Origin of the sequence: Photobacterium satsumensis (assembly GCF_050336935.1) — a bacterium.
GTDB classification, from domain to species: Bacteria; Pseudomonadota; Gammaproteobacteria; order Enterobacterales; family Vibrionaceae; genus Photobacterium; species Photobacterium satsumensis.
Genome location: NZ_JAKJSK010000006.1, coordinates 276,676 through 293,205 on the forward strand (window position 1 = coordinate 276,676; position 16,530 = coordinate 293,205).

General features: G+C 46.0%; 15 protein-coding genes. 7 read left to right on the forward strand and 8 right to left on the reverse strand.

All coding sequences use genetic code 11. The features are described from left to right. Positions 1–12: 12 nt before the first annotated feature. Positions 13–870 (reverse strand): DMT family transporter, encoded by an 858-nt coding sequence (locus L4D79_RS01355; protein ID WP_428646334.1) that lies wholly within the window; start codon positions 868–870, stop codon positions 13–15. A 141-nt stretch (positions 871–1,011) separates the two neighbouring features. On the opposite strand from L4D79_RS01355, the gene L4D79_RS01360 reads away from it, so the two are divergent. Together L4D79_RS01360 and L4D79_RS01365 are read left to right on the forward strand one after the other, a co-directional pair. Continuing rightward, entirely contained in the window at positions 1,012–1,920 is a 909-nt protein-coding gene (locus L4D79_RS01360; RefSeq protein ID WP_428646337.1) for a LysR substrate-binding domain-containing protein, read from the forward strand. 85 nt (positions 1,921–2,005) lie between these two features. Further along, positions 2,006–4,264 (forward strand): peptidase U32 family protein, encoded by a 2,259-nt coding sequence (locus L4D79_RS01365; RefSeq protein ID WP_428646340.1) that lies wholly within the window; start codon positions 2,006–2,008, stop codon positions 4,262–4,264. Between the two features lie 97 nt (positions 4,265–4,361). On the opposite strand, the gene L4D79_RS01370 is transcribed toward L4D79_RS01365, so the two are convergent. Further along, complete coding sequence (locus L4D79_RS01370) at positions 4,362–5,426, reverse strand: Preprotein translocase subunit SecY (protein WP_428646343.1); 1,065 nt, start codon at positions 5,424–5,426, stop codon at positions 4,362–4,364. 375 nt (positions 5,427–5,801) lie between these two features. On the opposite strand from L4D79_RS01370, the gene L4D79_RS01375 reads away from it, so the two are divergent. Continuing rightward, the gene (locus tag L4D79_RS01375; protein ID WP_428646345.1) at positions 5,802–6,254 is read left to right on the forward strand and encodes an acyl-CoA thioesterase; all 453 of its coding nucleotides are present in this window, start codon (positions 5,802–5,804) and stop codon (positions 6,252–6,254) included. Between the two features lie 88 nt (positions 6,255–6,342). After that, positions 6,343–6,591, forward strand: coding sequence for a hypothetical protein (locus tag L4D79_RS01380; RefSeq protein WP_428646347.1), 249 nt, complete (start codon positions 6,343–6,345; stop codon positions 6,589–6,591). A gap of 65 nt (positions 6,592–6,656) precedes the next feature. On the opposite strand, the gene L4D79_RS01385 is transcribed toward L4D79_RS01380, so the two are convergent. The 3 genes from L4D79_RS01385 to L4D79_RS01395 all read right to left on the reverse strand — a co-directional run bounded on the left by L4D79_RS01385 (position 6,657) and on the right by L4D79_RS01395 (position 10,069). Further along, on the reverse strand, positions 6,657–6,920 hold the full coding sequence (locus L4D79_RS01385; protein WP_428646350.1) for an Lpp/OprI family alanine-zipper lipoprotein: 264 nt from the start codon (positions 6,918–6,920) through the stop codon (positions 6,657–6,659). 423 nt (positions 6,921–7,343) lie between these two features. Beyond that, positions 7,344–8,687, reverse strand: a complete 1,344-nt coding sequence (locus L4D79_RS01390; protein WP_428646352.1) for a TldD/PmbA family protein — start codon at positions 8,685–8,687, stop codon at positions 7,344–7,346. Continuing rightward, the gene (locus L4D79_RS01395) at positions 8,687–10,069 is read right to left on the reverse strand and encodes a TldD/PmbA family protein (protein ID WP_428646355.1); all 1,383 of its coding nucleotides are present in this window, start codon (positions 10,067–10,069) and stop codon (positions 8,687–8,689) included. The genes L4D79_RS01390 and L4D79_RS01395 overlap by 1 nt, the downstream gene beginning before the upstream one ends. 262 nt (positions 10,070–10,331) lie before the next feature. Between L4D79_RS01395 and L4D79_RS01400 the strand changes: the two genes are divergently transcribed. Both L4D79_RS01400 and L4D79_RS01405 read left to right on the forward strand, forming a co-directional pair. Next, positions 10,332–11,306, forward strand: a complete 975-nt coding sequence (locus tag L4D79_RS01400; RefSeq protein WP_428646358.1) for a CobW family GTP-binding protein — start codon at positions 10,332–10,334, stop codon at positions 11,304–11,306. Positions 11,307–11,418: 112 nt separating this feature from the next. Beyond that, complete coding sequence (locus tag L4D79_RS01405; RefSeq protein ID WP_428651673.1) at positions 11,419–11,793, forward strand: hypothetical protein; 375 nt, start codon at positions 11,419–11,421, stop codon at positions 11,791–11,793. 119 nt (positions 11,794–11,912) lie between these two features. On the opposite strand, the gene L4D79_RS01410 is transcribed toward L4D79_RS01405, so the two are convergent. The 3 genes from L4D79_RS01410 to L4D79_RS01420 all read right to left on the reverse strand — a co-directional run bounded on the left by L4D79_RS01410 (position 11,913) and on the right by L4D79_RS01420 (position 15,121). After that, entirely contained in the window at positions 11,913–13,157 is a 1,245-nt protein-coding gene (locus L4D79_RS01410) for a quaternary amine ABC transporter ATP-binding protein (RefSeq protein ID WP_428646360.1), read from the reverse strand. Beyond that, positions 13,150–14,049 carry an ABC transporter permease gene (locus L4D79_RS01415; protein WP_428646362.1) on the reverse strand — a complete coding sequence of 300 codons (900 nt, stop codon included), beginning with the start codon at positions 14,047–14,049 and terminating at the stop codon, positions 13,150–13,152. Before L4D79_RS01415 ends, L4D79_RS01410 begins: the two co-directional genes overlap by 8 nt. An 82-nt stretch (positions 14,050–14,131) precedes the next feature. Beyond that, a complete protein-coding gene (locus L4D79_RS01420; RefSeq protein ID WP_428646365.1) occupies positions 14,132–15,121 on the reverse strand; it encodes an ABC transporter substrate-binding protein in 990 nt (329 codons plus the stop codon). 373 nt (positions 15,122–15,494) lie between these two features. On the opposite strand from L4D79_RS01420, the gene L4D79_RS01425 reads away from it, so the two are divergent. Further along, entirely contained in the window at positions 15,495–16,526 is a 1,032-nt protein-coding gene (locus L4D79_RS01425; RefSeq protein WP_428646368.1) for a S66 family peptidase, read from the forward strand. Positions 16,527–16,530 lie beyond the last annotated feature (4 nt).

The window sequence follows — 16,530 nt, forward strand, 5'->3', positions numbered from 1 at the left end:
TGGTTCCTAATCTTATTCTTTAATTGTTCGTTGTTTTTCAACCCTGGCAAGCCAGAGTAGCGGCAGTACAATCATTGCAGTGCCAAACAGTGTAATGAGGTCGGGCGTTTCACCGAACCAGACTAATCCCACCGCGACGGCACCGAGTAAACCGCTATATTCCGCGCTGGCTATTTTATTACTTTCCGCAGCCCGGTAAGCCACCACACAGATGGCGGCATAAATCAGAATAAAGCTGCTGGAGCCTGCCGCAGTTAGCAGCGGAGACCAATCCCACTCCCTTCCTTCCCACAGGGCTAGGCAAAGTGAAGCCGGGATCCCGGTAAGGTTGGTCAGCAGTAATGTTTGGGCGACACTTTGATGTTTAGGCAGCTTTCGTATCAGCAGGTTATTGCCTGCAATAGTCAATGCCACGACCAAGGCTGCTAATGCCGACCATTCAAACTCTGTTGGCCTTATAATGACAAGGACCCCGGCAAAACCCAGTACGCCAGCAGCTATGGAGTAGCGAGATAGCTTTTCGCGGTACAGAAGCAATGCTAAAGGCAGCATTATAAGCGGGGCTGCGTAAAAAATGGCGTTAGCGGTTGCCAGCGGCATGGCGTTAAGAGAAAACACCATAAAGATGGCACCCATTAGCCAAATGTGCGCTCGTAAGGCATGCCACTTCAATCCATCGAGCAGCTCTTTTCTGCTACTCCGGTAACAGAAAGGAAGCAAGATTAGCACTGCGGTTAGCTGCCTGAAAAAGACAAATTGAAAAACAGCAATATCTTGTCCAAGCGTTTTAATTAAGGCATCAGAAAAAACGGCAATAAGGTTCCCGACAATGAGTAAACCCATTGCCATTCCAACAGACATTGAAGGCATGACCAAGCTCCTGTCATTGACTGAAGTGTGTTCAGTGTTAGCGCAAAAAAGAAAGTCACGAGTTGTGACTGGGTAAGCTTAATCTATAAATAGCCTTCATATATAATGATAAAAATTCACTTAGTATGAGCCTACCTAATAATGAAGTTACCACCATTGCGGGCTGTTCAATGTTTCGAATCTGTTGCCCGCTTAAATAGCTTCTCGCATGCTGCAACGGCTCTGAACGTAACACAGAGCGCCATTAGTCATCAGGTTCGATTGTTAGAGGAGTATCTGGGTGAAACGTTGTTTGTTCGGCAGGGGAGGCGCTTGTCTTTGACGCCAATGGGTGAAAAATACTACGAAGAGATCTCCCATTCACTGCAAAATATTGCGCAGGCCAGCCAGCAAATCCGAGAGGGTGAAAGTGGGAAAATTCGCCTTGCTATGTACAGCTCATTAGCCGTGAAATGGCTGGTACCGAGGCTGGAGAGTTTACGTCAGCAACATCCTGAAATTGATTTATCTCTTGCAATGTTTGCCGATGAGCCAGAATTTACAGATCAGGTAGCAGATTGTTTCATTACAGCCCATCCTCCGAAGAAAAACTATGTCAGTGATTTTTTGTACAAGGAGTTGCTGTACCCATTCTGCAGCCAAAAACTTTGGCTGCAGATCCAAGACAAGCCATTGCCTGAGGCGCTCTGGGATCATCCTTTATTGTCGGTACATTCGATTTTTAAAGACGGTAATCAGGCCAAAGACTGGCAAGCTTGGTGCCAGCGAGGTGGGTTTACTTTGCCTGATGACGTAAAGGTCAGCCACTTTAGCCATATGGTTCTTGCCGCAGAGGCCGTGAAATATCATCAGGGAATTGCCTTCTTGAATGACTATTTCCTCAATGAGCATGACCATCAGCAAAACCTAGTACGTATTCCTATGCATGAGTTGCCAACGGGTGACAATCTCTATTTTGTGTATAAGCAATCACGAGCCAAGCAATTTGAAATCAAAACACTGGGCCAATGGCTTAAGTTGCAGTGTTTTGAGCACGATAACGAGGTTTGATTATACCCATTAACCGCACTGTTAGTGATGGAATTTTAGCACCGTACCACGTAGAATACGCCCCCTTTGAAGATGTGGTTGGTAAGTGGGTACTGTTGTGAATAAAAACCAATTCGAGCTGTTGGCACCGGGTGGTGATATTGAATCGATCAAGGCGGCAATTGTCGCGGGGGCAGACGCAATTTACTGTGGGCTTGATAACTTCAATGCCCGAAACCGTGCAACGAATCTGACTTTCGAGAATCTCAACGGCATTATCAAACTTGCCCATCAACATGACTGCAAGATCTTTCTTACACTGAATATCATTATTTTAGAAAGTGAGATTCCTGCGCTTATTCGTCTGCTAAACAAGCTGGTAAATACCAAGGTTGATGGCGTGATTGTTCAAGACATGGGCTTGTTCTATATCCTAAAAGAATATTTCCCAACCCTTGACGTGCATGCTTCAACACAGACGAATACTCATAATGAAGGACAAATTCAGTTCTTACACCAGCTTACAGCAAGCCGTGTGAACCTTTCTCGTGAGCTTAATATCCATGAAATTAAACACCTTGCCCAGTTTGGCCACCAACATAACGTGTTGATGGAAGTGTTTGTGCATGGCTCTTACTGTATTGGCTTTTCAGGTTTGTGTTATATCAGCTCAGTGCGTAACGGTAATTCGGGTAACCGCGGCCGTTGCAGCCAACCTTGCCGTGATCAGTACCAAACGACTGATGCCGGCAAAGATTACCCGCTGAACATGAAAGATAACTCGGCCTATTCGGATATGGCGGCTTTGGCTGATGCTGGCGTTTATTCGCTAAAAGTGGAAGGGCGAATTAAGAAATCCCACTATGTTCATACTGTGGTTGATAGTTGGCGTAAACAGATTGATAACTATTGCCAGTCAGGCGAGGTACTAACGGATACCACGGGGTTGTACACTGTATTTAACCGTGATTTTTCAAATGCTTACCTGCAGGGTGATATCAATAAAAGCATGTTTATTGATAATCCGCGCGATCATTCGGCCAATCACTTCTCAAAGATCTACAGCTGTACCAGCACAGAGCAGATAAAGCAGGTCAAAAAGAAGCTATACGATGACAAAACGGAGATCATCAAGACGGTTGATGCCCAAACCAAAGATCTCGATATCAGTATTAATGCGTTGAGTGTTTTTGTTGCAGGTGTTGAAGGTGAGCAGCTTTCGGTGACGATCAGCACGCCTAATGAAACATTCACTGTCACGTCGTCTACACCGCTGATTAAGGCGGGTAAGCATAGCTTAGATGAAGCTACGGTCACTAAGTGGGCTAAGGGCTTTGCCAATGCCGATCACCATGTTGCGAGTGTTGAGCTGACGAAACTCGATGATGGGTTGTTTATCCCTTATAAAGAGCAAGCGGCGATAAAAGAGCAGGTTGCCTTCATCTTAAACGGTTCTAGGCCAACGGTGAGCCCTGTTGAACTTCCTAAGCTGGTTGCACAACAGCGCGACAGTAAAGCGACCCCGAGCTTAAACGTACTTATTTCGTCAGAAGCGGATATTGCACTGGCACAAGATGACGAAGTGAATGTGTACTACCAGCTACCTGAAGCGATGCACAGTAATTTGGCGAAAATGGTATCACTGTTTAGCTCAAACACCGCGCTTATCCCATGGTTCCCTGCTATTTTGATTGGCGAAAATTATCAGGCAGCGGTTGAATTCCTGAACAGTGTCAAGCCAGCGCAAATCGTGACCAACAATAATGGTGTCGGTTTTGCAGCGTCACAACTTGGGATTAAGTGGATCGCGGGTCCGCAGATGAATGTGACCAACTCCTATAGCTTGAAGTGTTTAAAAGAAGAGTTTAACTGCGCCGGCTCGTTTATTTCCAACGAGATCAAACAGCAGCAAATGAAACAAATCGTTAAGCCAGATGGTTTCGAGCTGTTTTACAGCATTTACCACCCGATTATGCTGCTAACGAGCCGCCAGTGTTTATTCCACCAAACAGTAGGCTGTAAGAAGAAGCGTTTTGATGACAAGTGTTTGAGAAAGTGCGATAAATCAGCATCGATCCTGAGCATGAAAGAGTCATCGTTTGTGGTCGATAAACAGCGTGGTGATCATAACTCTCTGTACAGCCAAGAAAATTTCCTCAACTTAGATGTCATCAAGGATCATGCACAACTGTTCGATGGATATTTTGTCGATCTAAGAGATATTAAAACGTTAACCCAGACAGGGATGGATAAGCCAGCGTTGCTTAAAGCTTTCCGTTCGCAGTTGAATGGCGATGTTGAACCTACTTCACTGTATGAAGAGGTTTCTCCAACGACGATGGCTCAATACCGTAAAGGTCTTTAGAGGTACAGCGTCCGCTTGATATAAAAAGCCCGGCTTTATTTTTAAATAAAGCCGGGCTTTTTGGTATTAGCTAAAGAGGTAATTGAGCTGTCGTTGCTTATCCGTTTTGCGGAACCCCGTGCCATTGATAATGGTTGTTAGGTTTCTTGCTCACGATCCCTTCTGTCATGAACTGGCTGAAGATCTCATCAACCTCATCACTGCTGGTCTTCAGGTACTTGGTAACAGCGCGCTTAGTGCAGTTGACCTGATTAGTACTCAACGCATCGATTGCTTGTTCATATAGTGATTTAGGCGTTTCTGGTTCAGCTGGAATCTCCGCCGCTTGTTCAGCTTGCCCGCTATCGCCTGCAGTTTGTTCTTGTTGTTGGTTTGTCAGCAACTCCGGCTCTTTGATTTCATTGTCGGCAAAAGTATCAATAGTGATAGGGCCTACACGTCTGAATTGGTTTCTAAAGCGAAGCTCTTCGCCAATTAAGCCGACGAAAAAGGCCGCAAAGAAATCGAGCAATACCGATAAGAAAATCACCAAGCTCAGCTGGGCGGTTTCAGTTTCGACCTTTAACGATTTAGCTAAGCTGTCGATAAGCCCGATCACTGAGCCTTGGTTGACCACAGGTAAGCTATCACGTTCTGCCGCAAGCTTTAACTGTTGCTCGCGTAGCTCATCATTTTCACGCTGGATACGGGCAACACCGGTTGCGATACGTTCCATTTCGATATACTTCTCAGCCGCAACATTATTGAGCTCAATTTGCCTCTCAATCGCAGTGATCTGCATGTTGTAGTTGTTGACCTTACTCTGTTGGGCATTGACATGACTCTGAGCCTGATTGGTTGCACTATTGATACCGCCAACAGAACCGCCGATTGAAATAGCCGCTAAGACAGCGTAAAAGGCGAAAGCTGAAATGGCACCGGCATAGTTGCGTCGTGCGCGTCGCTCGCCAAATTCATACCAGGCAAAAAACTTCCCTAACTCGAAGATGACAGCGAGGCCGGCAAATAAGATCTGCATGACCGGATCTTCATCGATTGAAAGGAATAGTAATAGTGAAAAAATGATAGATGCAAGGATGGATGCACCGGTAAAGCTGTATACCGTCCCCATCGCAAAGACCCCTTTGGGGTAACGAACTGGAATATTGTTATCGTAAAGCATAATGTTTGATCGTTTTAACTGGCTCTAAGCCGATTGTAACCTGCCGAAAAATTACTCATGATTCGTCAGGTCGAAAAAAGGTGGCTTAGGATACCGTAAATCTATCCGCTAGCCCTTATAAATTAAGGCCTTTGCTGTTTTTACGCTGAAAATTTACACGCTGCTTTCATAACTGTAGAAAAGATACTCATCATCATGAGCATATCCCTTCGTGGAGTGACGAAAAATGAGTTGGCCCGACAAGAAAGAAGCTCGGATGTTGCAAAGTTGTTATCCTGGGTATAGGTTAGTAGTCGAACGCTTGTTTAAAATAGGTGTTTGTCACCACGATTTTTCGTATAGAGAATATTCAAAACATTCTGCAAGGATCAGCATATGTCTAATTTACTTGAGGGCTACCCTATTGTTACCGAAATTCCGGTAGCGTGGGGTGAGATGGATGCATTAAACCATGTGAATAACGTGGTGTATTTCCGTTATTTTGAGACGGCGAGGTTAGAATACTTTGCCGGGATCGGTTTAATGGAAGAAATGCAAGCGACCCAAGTCGGCCCCGTACTCAGCGAAACCTCCAGTCGATACCGAAGACCCGTGACATACCCGGATACATTATTGGTGGGGAGCCGGGTGTCTGTGCTTGCTGATGATAGCTTCGTGATGGAATATATAATTGTCAGTAAGCAGCAAGGCGCAGTTACCACGACGGGTACGGCGAAAGTCGTGATGTTCAACTTTGCACACAAAAAACGCGCTAGCTTGAATCTGTCCTTGGTTGAGAAGATTATCTCGCTCCAGCCAGAACTGGATGTATCTGTACCAACCAATTGATTTTCTTCACTGTTGATACATCGTTGCGGCAAAATGTCTCCTATAATTTAGCTAATATTTATTGTTGAAACGATTTGAAGGAGTAGGGATGTTTATCGTTATCCAGCATGAGATCACGGATCCTGAATTGTTTTGGCAGAAAGCAAGCGGGATGCTTACCCACCCGCCGACAGGTATGCGGCTTCATACCACGATGGTGGTTGAGAGGCACAAATTATGCCAGTGCATGTGGGAGGCTGATTCGATTGATGTGGTCAGGGATTACCTTGAACCAGAATTGGGTGAGGCGAGCATCAATACCTATGGCTTGGTCGATCCTGACAACGCCATAGTTTGATCTGACATTCGTTACATGAAAACGCAATATCAAAGTGGCGCAACGTATTACGCCACTTTTTTACATTACTTCTGGTAAGAGCTAGCAATGTTATCAATGCGCTGGTTAGCACGCATCGCTTCTTGGTAAGCGGCATCAGAGGCGGCACGTGTATCATTAACGGCACCGGCCATTTGATCTTGCTGACCTTGTAGTGTTGAAACTTGATCAGATAGAGCATCAACTTTATTTGTCAATTGACTTAGTTGCTCGGCTTCTTCACTGCTTGAACAGCCCATAAGAGTTGCACTTAGAATTAGGCCAGCGGCAAGAGTCATAGAACGTTTCATTATTATTCTCCACAATTGGTTGATATTAACTACTGCTACAAACACTGCATTAGCATTACACAAAGTTATTCTATTTAACAAGCGAATAAATAAAATGTGTACATTGTATTTATGTTATATACAGCTTTTATTATGTTTCTCAGTATGTGCGTATTGAATCAGAAATTATGAAAGCAATTGTTATGGAAAGTTCAGCAAATGCTTGTTTTTTTGTGGGTAAAGTCAGGATAAAGTCAAGATGCAGCCAAGTGTGATGTGTGTCACGTGATGGGGTGGCGGAATTTTGATTAATGAGCTCTAAAGATAAGAAGTGACGATGTCACTATAAAAATAAATTTGTAGTGATGAAAATTAATAATGCTTCTATCATTAGAGACACCAGCAGGAAATTCGCCTGCTGGTGGACGTTAGGTTATTTTCGCACTATTTACCCGCAATGCTCAGCTTGTTAAAGCGGATAAGAGGGGCGAAGAAACTTTTACCGTGATCGTGAGTTAGCGTATCTCCTACAGCGTCAATTTCTTTGATCATCTGATAGAAATTGCCTGCTACAGTGATCCCCCGTACTGGCTGGACACGTTTGCCATCTCGGCATAGGAAGCCACTTGCGCCAAATGAGAAGTCACCACTTACTGCATCAGCACCGGAGTGGACACCCTGAAGCTCAATCAACTCAAGATACTCACCGCCGGTCAGCTCAGCTTCGCTGCTTTGACCCGTAGCAATAACGGTATGGCGGGCAGACACGCCCAAACCGCCTTTGGCAGAGCGAGAACCGTTGGCGGTATTTTCAATGCCGAAGAAACTAGCGGTATGGCTATTATGCAATAGGCTCTGTAATTGTCCTTCACCAATCAAAATGGTATCGCATGTCGCAAAACCTTCGCTATCGAAGGCCTTTATAGCTGAGCCACCTTCGATATATGCTGTATCTGAAACTGTCAGCAGCGGACTCGCCACCTGTGTATTTAACGACTCGCGCCACGGGTTAATCCCTTTCATGGCCGATTGTCCTGAGAAGCACATGCCGAATGCACCAAACAGGCTGCTCAGGCAGCTGAGATCGAACACTACACTGTAGTTGCCAGTATTGACCGGTTCGCCATCGAGCAGGGCTTTGGCCATGTCATAGCCGTGATTGATGCAGTACTGTGGGTCGAGTTCGTCGAAACGACGACCAGTAGACATGCCGCCGTGCATCGACTGCTTACCGTCCTTTTCATACAAGGTGTAGGCATAACAGTAGGTAGAACGCTCTTGGTGGTAGCAACGAGTACCGAGTGTATTGGCAAGAATGACCTGGCTATCTGATTCCCCGAAACCGTTGTACGGTGCTGAGGTTGCGTTCGGCTTCTCGACGACACCTTTTTCCAGGGCCAGTGCAAGGGTGATTTTGTCATCAACCGTGGCGGTGTCTGTTTGATAAACCTCCGGGTATTCCGTCACAAGCTGGCTGTTAGCGCACGCAATCACTTGATGAGGATCTTGCTTGGTGAAGGTGGCATTGGCGAGAGCGTGCTCAACCATCATATCTAGGCTAGCAGGCTCCAATGACTCAGAATAGCTGGTGGCAATGTGCTGATCTTTGACGATACGCACGCCAATGACTTGACCTGATGTCACCTTGTACTCGTCGAGCTCACCCGCATTGGCCTTCAATGAGAAGTTGTTACTGCCGCTGGCAATCACATCCGCTTCGGCACCTGCTGCTTTGGCACGTTCAAGAACTTGATCTATCGCGCGTTGAAGTTGTTGTTGATCAGCCATTAGTTACCCCCTACAAGAATGTTGTCTACTTTAAGTGCAGGCTGGCCAACTGTGGTAGGCACCGAGCCGCTTACAGAGCCACACATTCCTGCGGCCAAGGCGAAATCACGCCCGATCATCGAGATCTCTTTAAGCACTTTTGGACCTGTGCTGATCAATGTCGCTGATTTTAATGGTTTGGTGATCTGGCCGTTTTCGACCAAGTAAGCTTCTTGTACGGCAAAGTTAAACTCACCGGTACCAGGCTGTACTGAGCCACCGCCCATTTTCTTGGCATAGATACCTTTCTCAACGCTGGCGATCATTTCATCCAGTGAACTATCACCCGGTTCGATGAAGGTGTTACGCATCCTTGAGGTCGGCGCATATTTGTAGGATTCACGTCGGCCGGACCCGGTTGGGGTAAAGCCGGTTTTCAGTGAGCCCATGTGATCAACCATGAAACTCGTTAGCTTGCCGTCTTTGATCAGCTGGGTACGTTGGGTTTCCATACCCTCGTCATCGATATTGATTGAGCCCCACTCATTGGTCATAGTGCCATCATCGACCGCACTCACCACTGGATTGGCAATCATCTCGCCCATCTTGTCGTGGAAGACCGATGCTTTTTTGGCAACCGAGGTCGTTTCCAGCAAGTGACCACAGGCTTCGTGGAAGATAACGCCACCAAAGCCATTACCGATAATGACCGGCATTTCACCAGAAGGGCAATTCTCAGCAAATAGTTTCACCATCGCTTGTTTTGCCACCGTATGGCCAAGCTCTTTGGCATCCAACTGGGTATTGAATTCCCAGCCCGTTAGTGCGCCAGGCGCTTCGAAGCCAGTCGATTGCTCGCTGCCATTTTGTGCAATTGCTGTGGCAGCAACACGGATGTAATGGCGGGTATCACCAATGTGTAGACCGGTTGAATTGAAGATCTCGATTTGTTGTTCACGTTGCAAAATACGGCCGATGAACTGATTTATTTTTTCATCTTCATCTCGTGCGGCAGCATCACACTGGCGCAGGAAGGCAATTTTTGCCTCAAGATTTGAGTTTTGGCTCAAAGGCTGCTGACAAGCATGTTTGCTCTGATAGCGGCTCAGGTTAAGCGTGCCCGCATTGGCGATTTGGTCGCGTTTATCTTTGGCGGCGAGTAGGCCTGTGACTCGCTTTAGTTCTTCTTCGTCGGTGCTGTTGGTGTAGCCGTAAAGCACTTTGTGGCCGAAAAAGAGGCGTACGCCAATACCAAAATCGATACCGGAGTTGACTTTGTCAATGTCACCAGACAGTAGCTCGACAGAGCTGGACTGGTGATGTTCGATAAACAGTTCGGCAAAATCGGCGCCAAGGAAAAGGGCATGGTCGATCACTGCTTGCGCTGTTGCAGGGTTTAGCATAGATGCTCCTTGCGTGTTAGCAATCTCACGAAAAACGTTATGTAAACAAATTGTGAGCGGAAATGCCATTAATGGCTTGGTTTTACAGAATTTATGGTTGGCAAGCGCTCAAAAAGGGTGACTTTTCACCCAACGCTATAATCTTGGATAATAAACTAAAATAAATCAAAAGCCTTAGTGCCACAATAGAACCACAATGATTTGTGGCGTGGGCATATTTCATGTAAATTTCCCGTCAATGTTTACGGAAAAATGACTCATTATGCGCATACCAACGAATGTCATCACCGGATTTCTTGGTGTTGGAAAAACCACGACAATCCTTAACTTGCTCAAGAATAAGCCTGCCAACGAAAAGTGGGCTGTTCTGGTCAATGAATTTGGCGAAATCGGTATTGATGGTGCCATTCTTACTGATTCTGGCGCGATGATCAAAGAAGTACCGGGTGGCTGTATGTGCTGCACAGCCGGCGTACCGACCTCCGTCGGGATCACCGCGTTATTACGCCAGAATCCAGACCGACTGTTGATAGAGCCAACCGGACTTGGTCATCCTCATAAAATCATCTCGGTGCTAACGTCCAATCAGTTCAAAGATTATATCGATTTAAAAGCCACTGTTGCTTTGGTTGACCCTCGTAACCTCTCTAATAAAAAGTATACGGAAAACCAGAACTTCAACGATCAACTCGATGTGGCAGAAATTGTTATCGGAAACAAACTTGACGAGTGTGACGAGGTGGATGTCGGCATATTCGAGCACTGGGTGGCAACGCAGCAGCCGAAGAAGCTGGCGAGCCTGATGGTCAAGCAGGGTGAGTTTCCCATTGATTTACTCGATACTGACCGAACAGAGCAAGACCAAGCGTCTACGATTGAAGCCCATCATCATGAACATGCTGATATGGAACCGCAGTTCCAGCTGCCGCCAAACCAGAAATATATCCGCAAGGAAAACAAAGGCCAGGGTTACTTTAGCTGTGGCTGGATTTTTGGCGCCGAGGTCACTTTCGATTTTGACCAACTGTTTTCCATGTTCTGCAATCTGACGGCTGAGCGTGTGAAAGGTGTCATTAACACCAACAAAGGTTGTCATGCCTTTAATGTCAATAACGGCGTCGTTTCGGTCAATAAAGTGACCCTTGAAGGGTTCGAAAGCCGTCTTGAGGTAATCGACAGCCAACTCATGCCTTGGGATGAGCTGGAGTCCGTCTTAATAACTATCTCAGACCTATAATCGTTTACCTATACAAAATGAAAAATTGTTCCTACAGTCGTTACGCAGTTAGCCTTTTGTTACCCGATTATCGAGGCTGTAGGTAACCCCAGTTAGAGCAGGAGAAACAATGATGACTCAAGAAACAAAAACAATGGAAGTGCCTTTAGCTATCGCTGAGAGAGTACAGGCTTTGATTGATGGCCACATCGCGAAAGAGAAGTTCAATGCAGAGCGTCGTGAGGTAGTGAACAACTTCCTTGCAATGGATAACCTTAGCTGTGAGATGGCAGTGTATAGCTTGCCTCAGGGAGAGCTGCTAGACACGCTTAGGTTCGTGTATGAGCTATCTGGGACTAACAGTAAGTTCATCAAAAACATACTGACACTATGCCGAGAAAACCCAAAGAAAGCATTATCTGACGCCCAGCGAGCATCAGCAAAGAGCATGCTATTTAATCTGCTCAATGATCCATCGGTTGTTTCGGCGATGAAAGAAATTTCATAACGCTACGCTCTTTAAGCCAGAATAAAGATAAAGAAACCGCCCATATCGATATGCTGATATGGGCGGTTTTAGTAAGACCAAACTGAATATCACTGATTGGTGTTATGAGGTATTTATTATCATGACGCTTTATCCATCACGGGTTGGATGGTTAGGGCTTCCTTTGATGAAGGTTTAGCCTCGCTACTATCAGTGAAAATTTCCGCAACGGCACTACGTTCAAGCTCACCCTGCAGGTTGCCATCTTCGTCAACAACGGGCAAAGAATAATCACATGACATGGTGTCAGGCAGTACTTCTTCGATTACCGAGCCAGGTGAAATAACAGGCACTTCCTCATAGATATCTTGCTCTAGGTTTTGGCTAGCATCGGTTTTAGCAGCATCAAGTAAGCTTTCTTTGGTGACAACGCCTTGGTAACCTTCTTCTGTAACATTGTAGGCATAATCTTGCTTGATTCGTTTCATCTCAGCCAAGGCTTCCTGAATCGTTTTCGCGGTGATCCGATAAGCAGGAGGCTGCATGACGGTTTCAACGGTCAATGCGCGAGCCCGATTGACATCTTTTACAAACGCCTCAACGTACTCATCGGCAGGATGGAGAAGGATTTGATCGGGTGAGCCCTGTTGAACCAGCTCACCGTCTTTGAGGATCGCAATGCGATCGCCCAACCGTAAGGCTTCATCCAAATCGTGGGTGATGAAGATAATGGTTTTGTGAAGTTTGTCCTGCAGTTCAATGAGCTGATCTTGCATTTCACTGCGGATCAGCGGATCAAGGGCTGAAAACGCTTCGTCCATCAACAGAATTTCTGCGTTCGTACTGAGCGCCCGTGCAAGGCCAACCCTTTGTTGCTGTCCGCCGGACAATTGAGCCGGGTATTGGTTTTCGTAACCCTTAAGACCCACGGCGTCGAGCCACTCCTTTGCTTTGGCCATTCGTTCTGATTTTGCGAGCCCTTGGATTTCGAGGCCGTAGCCGACATTGTCTACCACTGTGCGGTGAGGCAACAGACCAAACCGTTGGAATACCATCGACATTTTGTGACGGCGGAAGGAGACAAGTTCATCAACAGACAGCTTCATGACATCGATACCCTCAACCAAGATCTGCCCCAGGGTAGGGTCAATCAAACGGTTGAAGTGGCGGATCAAGGTTGACTTTCCCGAACCCGAGAGGCCCATGATGACAAAGATTTCCCCTTTATTGATCTTTAGGTTGATGTCTTTGAGGCCGACAGTATGGCCGGTATCGCTGAGCACTTTATCCTTACTTTCCCCACTGTTGACTCGGTCTATCACTGAGGTGGGCTTGGGGCCGAAGATCTTATACAGACCGTTAACTTCAATTAATGGCTCAGTCATGTGTGAGATCTCCTAAGTGGGCCTGAGTACGTTTGGCATAAGCCTGTGAAGCACGATCAAATAGGATAGCGAGGGCGACAATAGCAAGGCCATTTAACAACCCCAGTGTAAAGTATTGATTGGTGATCGACTTAAGTACAGGTTGGCCCAGTCCTTTTACGCCAATCATGGAAGCAATCACCACCATGGACAGCGCCATCATAATGGTTTGGTTGATGCCTGCCATGATTGTTGGCATAGCCAAAGGTAGCTGTACGCCCAGCAAGCGTTGTTTCTTGTTTGCTCCGAAAGCCGTTGCGGCTTCTAGCACTTCTTTATCGACAAGGCGGATCCCTAGGTTAGTTAGGCGGATCACGGGAGGTATAGCATAGATAACTACAGCGATGAGCCCCGGTATTTTACCTATACCCAGTAGCATCACCACGGGTATGAGGTATACAAAGGCTGGCATAGTCTGCATTACATCAAGTAATGGCGTTACTACAGATTGCACACGGTTCGACCGCGCCATTGCGATGCCGATAGGAATCCCCAATAAAATGGCGAGCATAGTACAGACAGTAATGATGCTGAGGGTACGCATGGTGTCTTCCCACATACCGAAATAACCAATCAAGCTGAGAGAGATAAAGCAGCCCAGCGATAGCTTCCAAGAGCGGCTCGCTGCATAAATTAGCGCAGTGCAGACGCCAAGCACTATTACCCAAGGGGTCGAAATGAGCAGCTTTTCAAACCAGACCAAGAAAGAGAGTAGGGGATCGAAGAAAGACTCAATGAGATCACCATATTCACGTGAGAAATCACGATAGGCACCATCGAGCGATTTGCGGATTGCCCGGAGATCTGAACGATCCATTTCCGGGAATTCGCTAAGCCAATTAGACTCAGACATGTTTAATTCCTTTTCTTACCAGAGCCCCAAAGGGCTCTGGCGTACAACAAGGTAATCCTATACCTTAAATTTTAGATGTGACTTACAGCGCGTTTTGTACTTTCTTTGCGACCTCTTGTGGTAGCCATTGCTGCCAGATTTGCGGATATTCCTCAAGGAAGTAGAACATCGCTTCTTCACCATCAGCCTGATTGTCTTCCATCCACGCCAGAATCTGGTTCATGTCGGCATTAGTGAAGCCTCGCTTGGTAAAGTATTCATAGGCTTCAGGTGAGCGGGTTGCGAACTTTTCAGTGGTAATGGTATGGACAGGTGATGGCGGGTACATGGTGGTTTTAGGTGATTCACATTCAGCATTTGTCGTACATTTAACGAACTCTTCTTCGTCAATACCGCTACCGAAATCTACTTTGACCATGTTGTATTTACCTAGGACCGCAGTGGGTGCCCAGTAATAACCAAACCAAGGTTGTTGGCGCTCATAGGCTTTAGCAATAGAGCCCGACAAACCTGCAGCCGATCCTGGGTCGACTATAACGAAGCCAGATTCATCAAGCTTCATCGCCTTAAACAGGTTTCCTGCACTGATTTGGCAGTTCCAACCCGCCGGACAGCTGTAGAAGGCAGACTTATCAGGGTCTTCTGGGTGCTTAAATAGCTTGGCATGTTTCTCAACACCTTCGATAGTTTTCATCTCAGGATATTTATCCACAAGGTATTTCGGTACCCAGAATCCCTCCTCACCGCCATCAACCAGTGATTTGCCGGCATAGCGTAGACGTTTTTCTGCGACACCTTTATCTAACGCATCTTTCAAACTGTTACTCCACAGTTCAGGAGCGACATCTGGCTGGCCTTTTTCAATCATGGATGTACCGGTTGGCATGGTATCGCCAGGTATTAGCTCGGCATCACAATCAAAGCCGTGTTCCAAAATAAAGCGGTCAATATTGGCAATAAGGCTGGCAGAGCTCCAGTTCATGTCAGCAATGGTGACTTTCCCGCATTCACTGGCATTGGCATTCATTGCCATTGCACTTATAGCAAGCAGTAATGGGGTTTTATAATTCATATCGAGTATCCTTTCTCAATGTTGGGTTTACTCACCAACAATTATTAGTGTTCGAATGAGTTGCTCAATAAGATTGTAGATGGTTTGTAAGTAAATGTGAGCTATGTTTGTGTTTTTGTTTGAGATATTAGGTGTTTAACTTCTAAAGTAAGTTCGAGGTCTCGTTTTATGGGGTGGGATTTGTTTTGAGTTTCTTATTATGTTTCGTGCTCTAATCATTGTGCCGATGTTATAGACTCAATGCTATAGAAGTACCTTTCACACTCGATTGTGATGAAAATCTAACTGTTAGATAAACAATAGCGATGGAACTACCTAGTTTAAGTTGTTGATGGTATTAATTAATTTAGCAAATATAATGAATGAGGCAATAATGGCTATACTACCTCCACCGCTTAAACAAGGCGATACCATTGGTTTTTTCTCGCCATCATCGCCGGCAACCTGTTTTGCTCCTAAGCGTTTTGAAAGGGCAAAAGCGTATTTACAACAAAAAGGGTTTAACCTGAAAGCGGGAGAATTGACCGGTCAGTCAGACTATTACCGGTCGGGCAATATTCTGGATAGGGTTGATGAACTCAATGCGTTAATCCGCGATCCTGAAGTTCGGTGCATTATTTCAACTATCGGCGGAAATAACAGTAATGCGCTACTGCCTTACATTGACTATGCGGCGTTAAAGAAAGATCCCAAAATTATTATTGGCTATTCGGACGTTACTGCCTTGCTGTTGGGTATTTATGCCCAAACAGGCTTGATAACGTTTTATGGCCCTGCACTGGTTGCCTCATTCGGTGAATATCCCCCGCTAGTCGATGAGACGTTTGCCTCCTTTGAGGCGCTTCTTTGTGGAAAGGCATGTGAAAGGCTATACCAAAAGCAAAGCCTGCCTTATCAATATCTAATGCCAAAGTCTTGGACGGATATTCGTATTGAATGGGAAAGCCAATCTGAAGCTAAACCGGTTCAATCTAATAATTGGCAGTATATCGGCTCAGGTGTTGTGCATGGGAGAATTGTAGGGGGCAATCTAAACACAATGGCAGGGATATGGGGAAGCCCCTATATGCCAGAGATCAAGCAAGGCGATATCTTGTTGGTAGAAGATTGTATGCTAGGAATAGAGACGGTAGAGCGCTCATTTAATCACTTAAAGCTCTGCGGTGTATTCGACAAGGTTTCCGCCATTATTTTAGGAAAGCATGAACTGTTTGATGATAAGGGGACAGGTCGCCAACCACTGGATGTATTGATGGAAGTGCTAAACGGGCAAGCTGTTCCTATTTTAAATGGTTTTGACAGCTGCCATACCCATCCTATGCTGGTAACCCCTATTGGCGTTCAAGGGGAGATAGATTTCGACCAGCAGACGTTCTGTATTACGTCACCGTGGTTGAATCATTAATAGG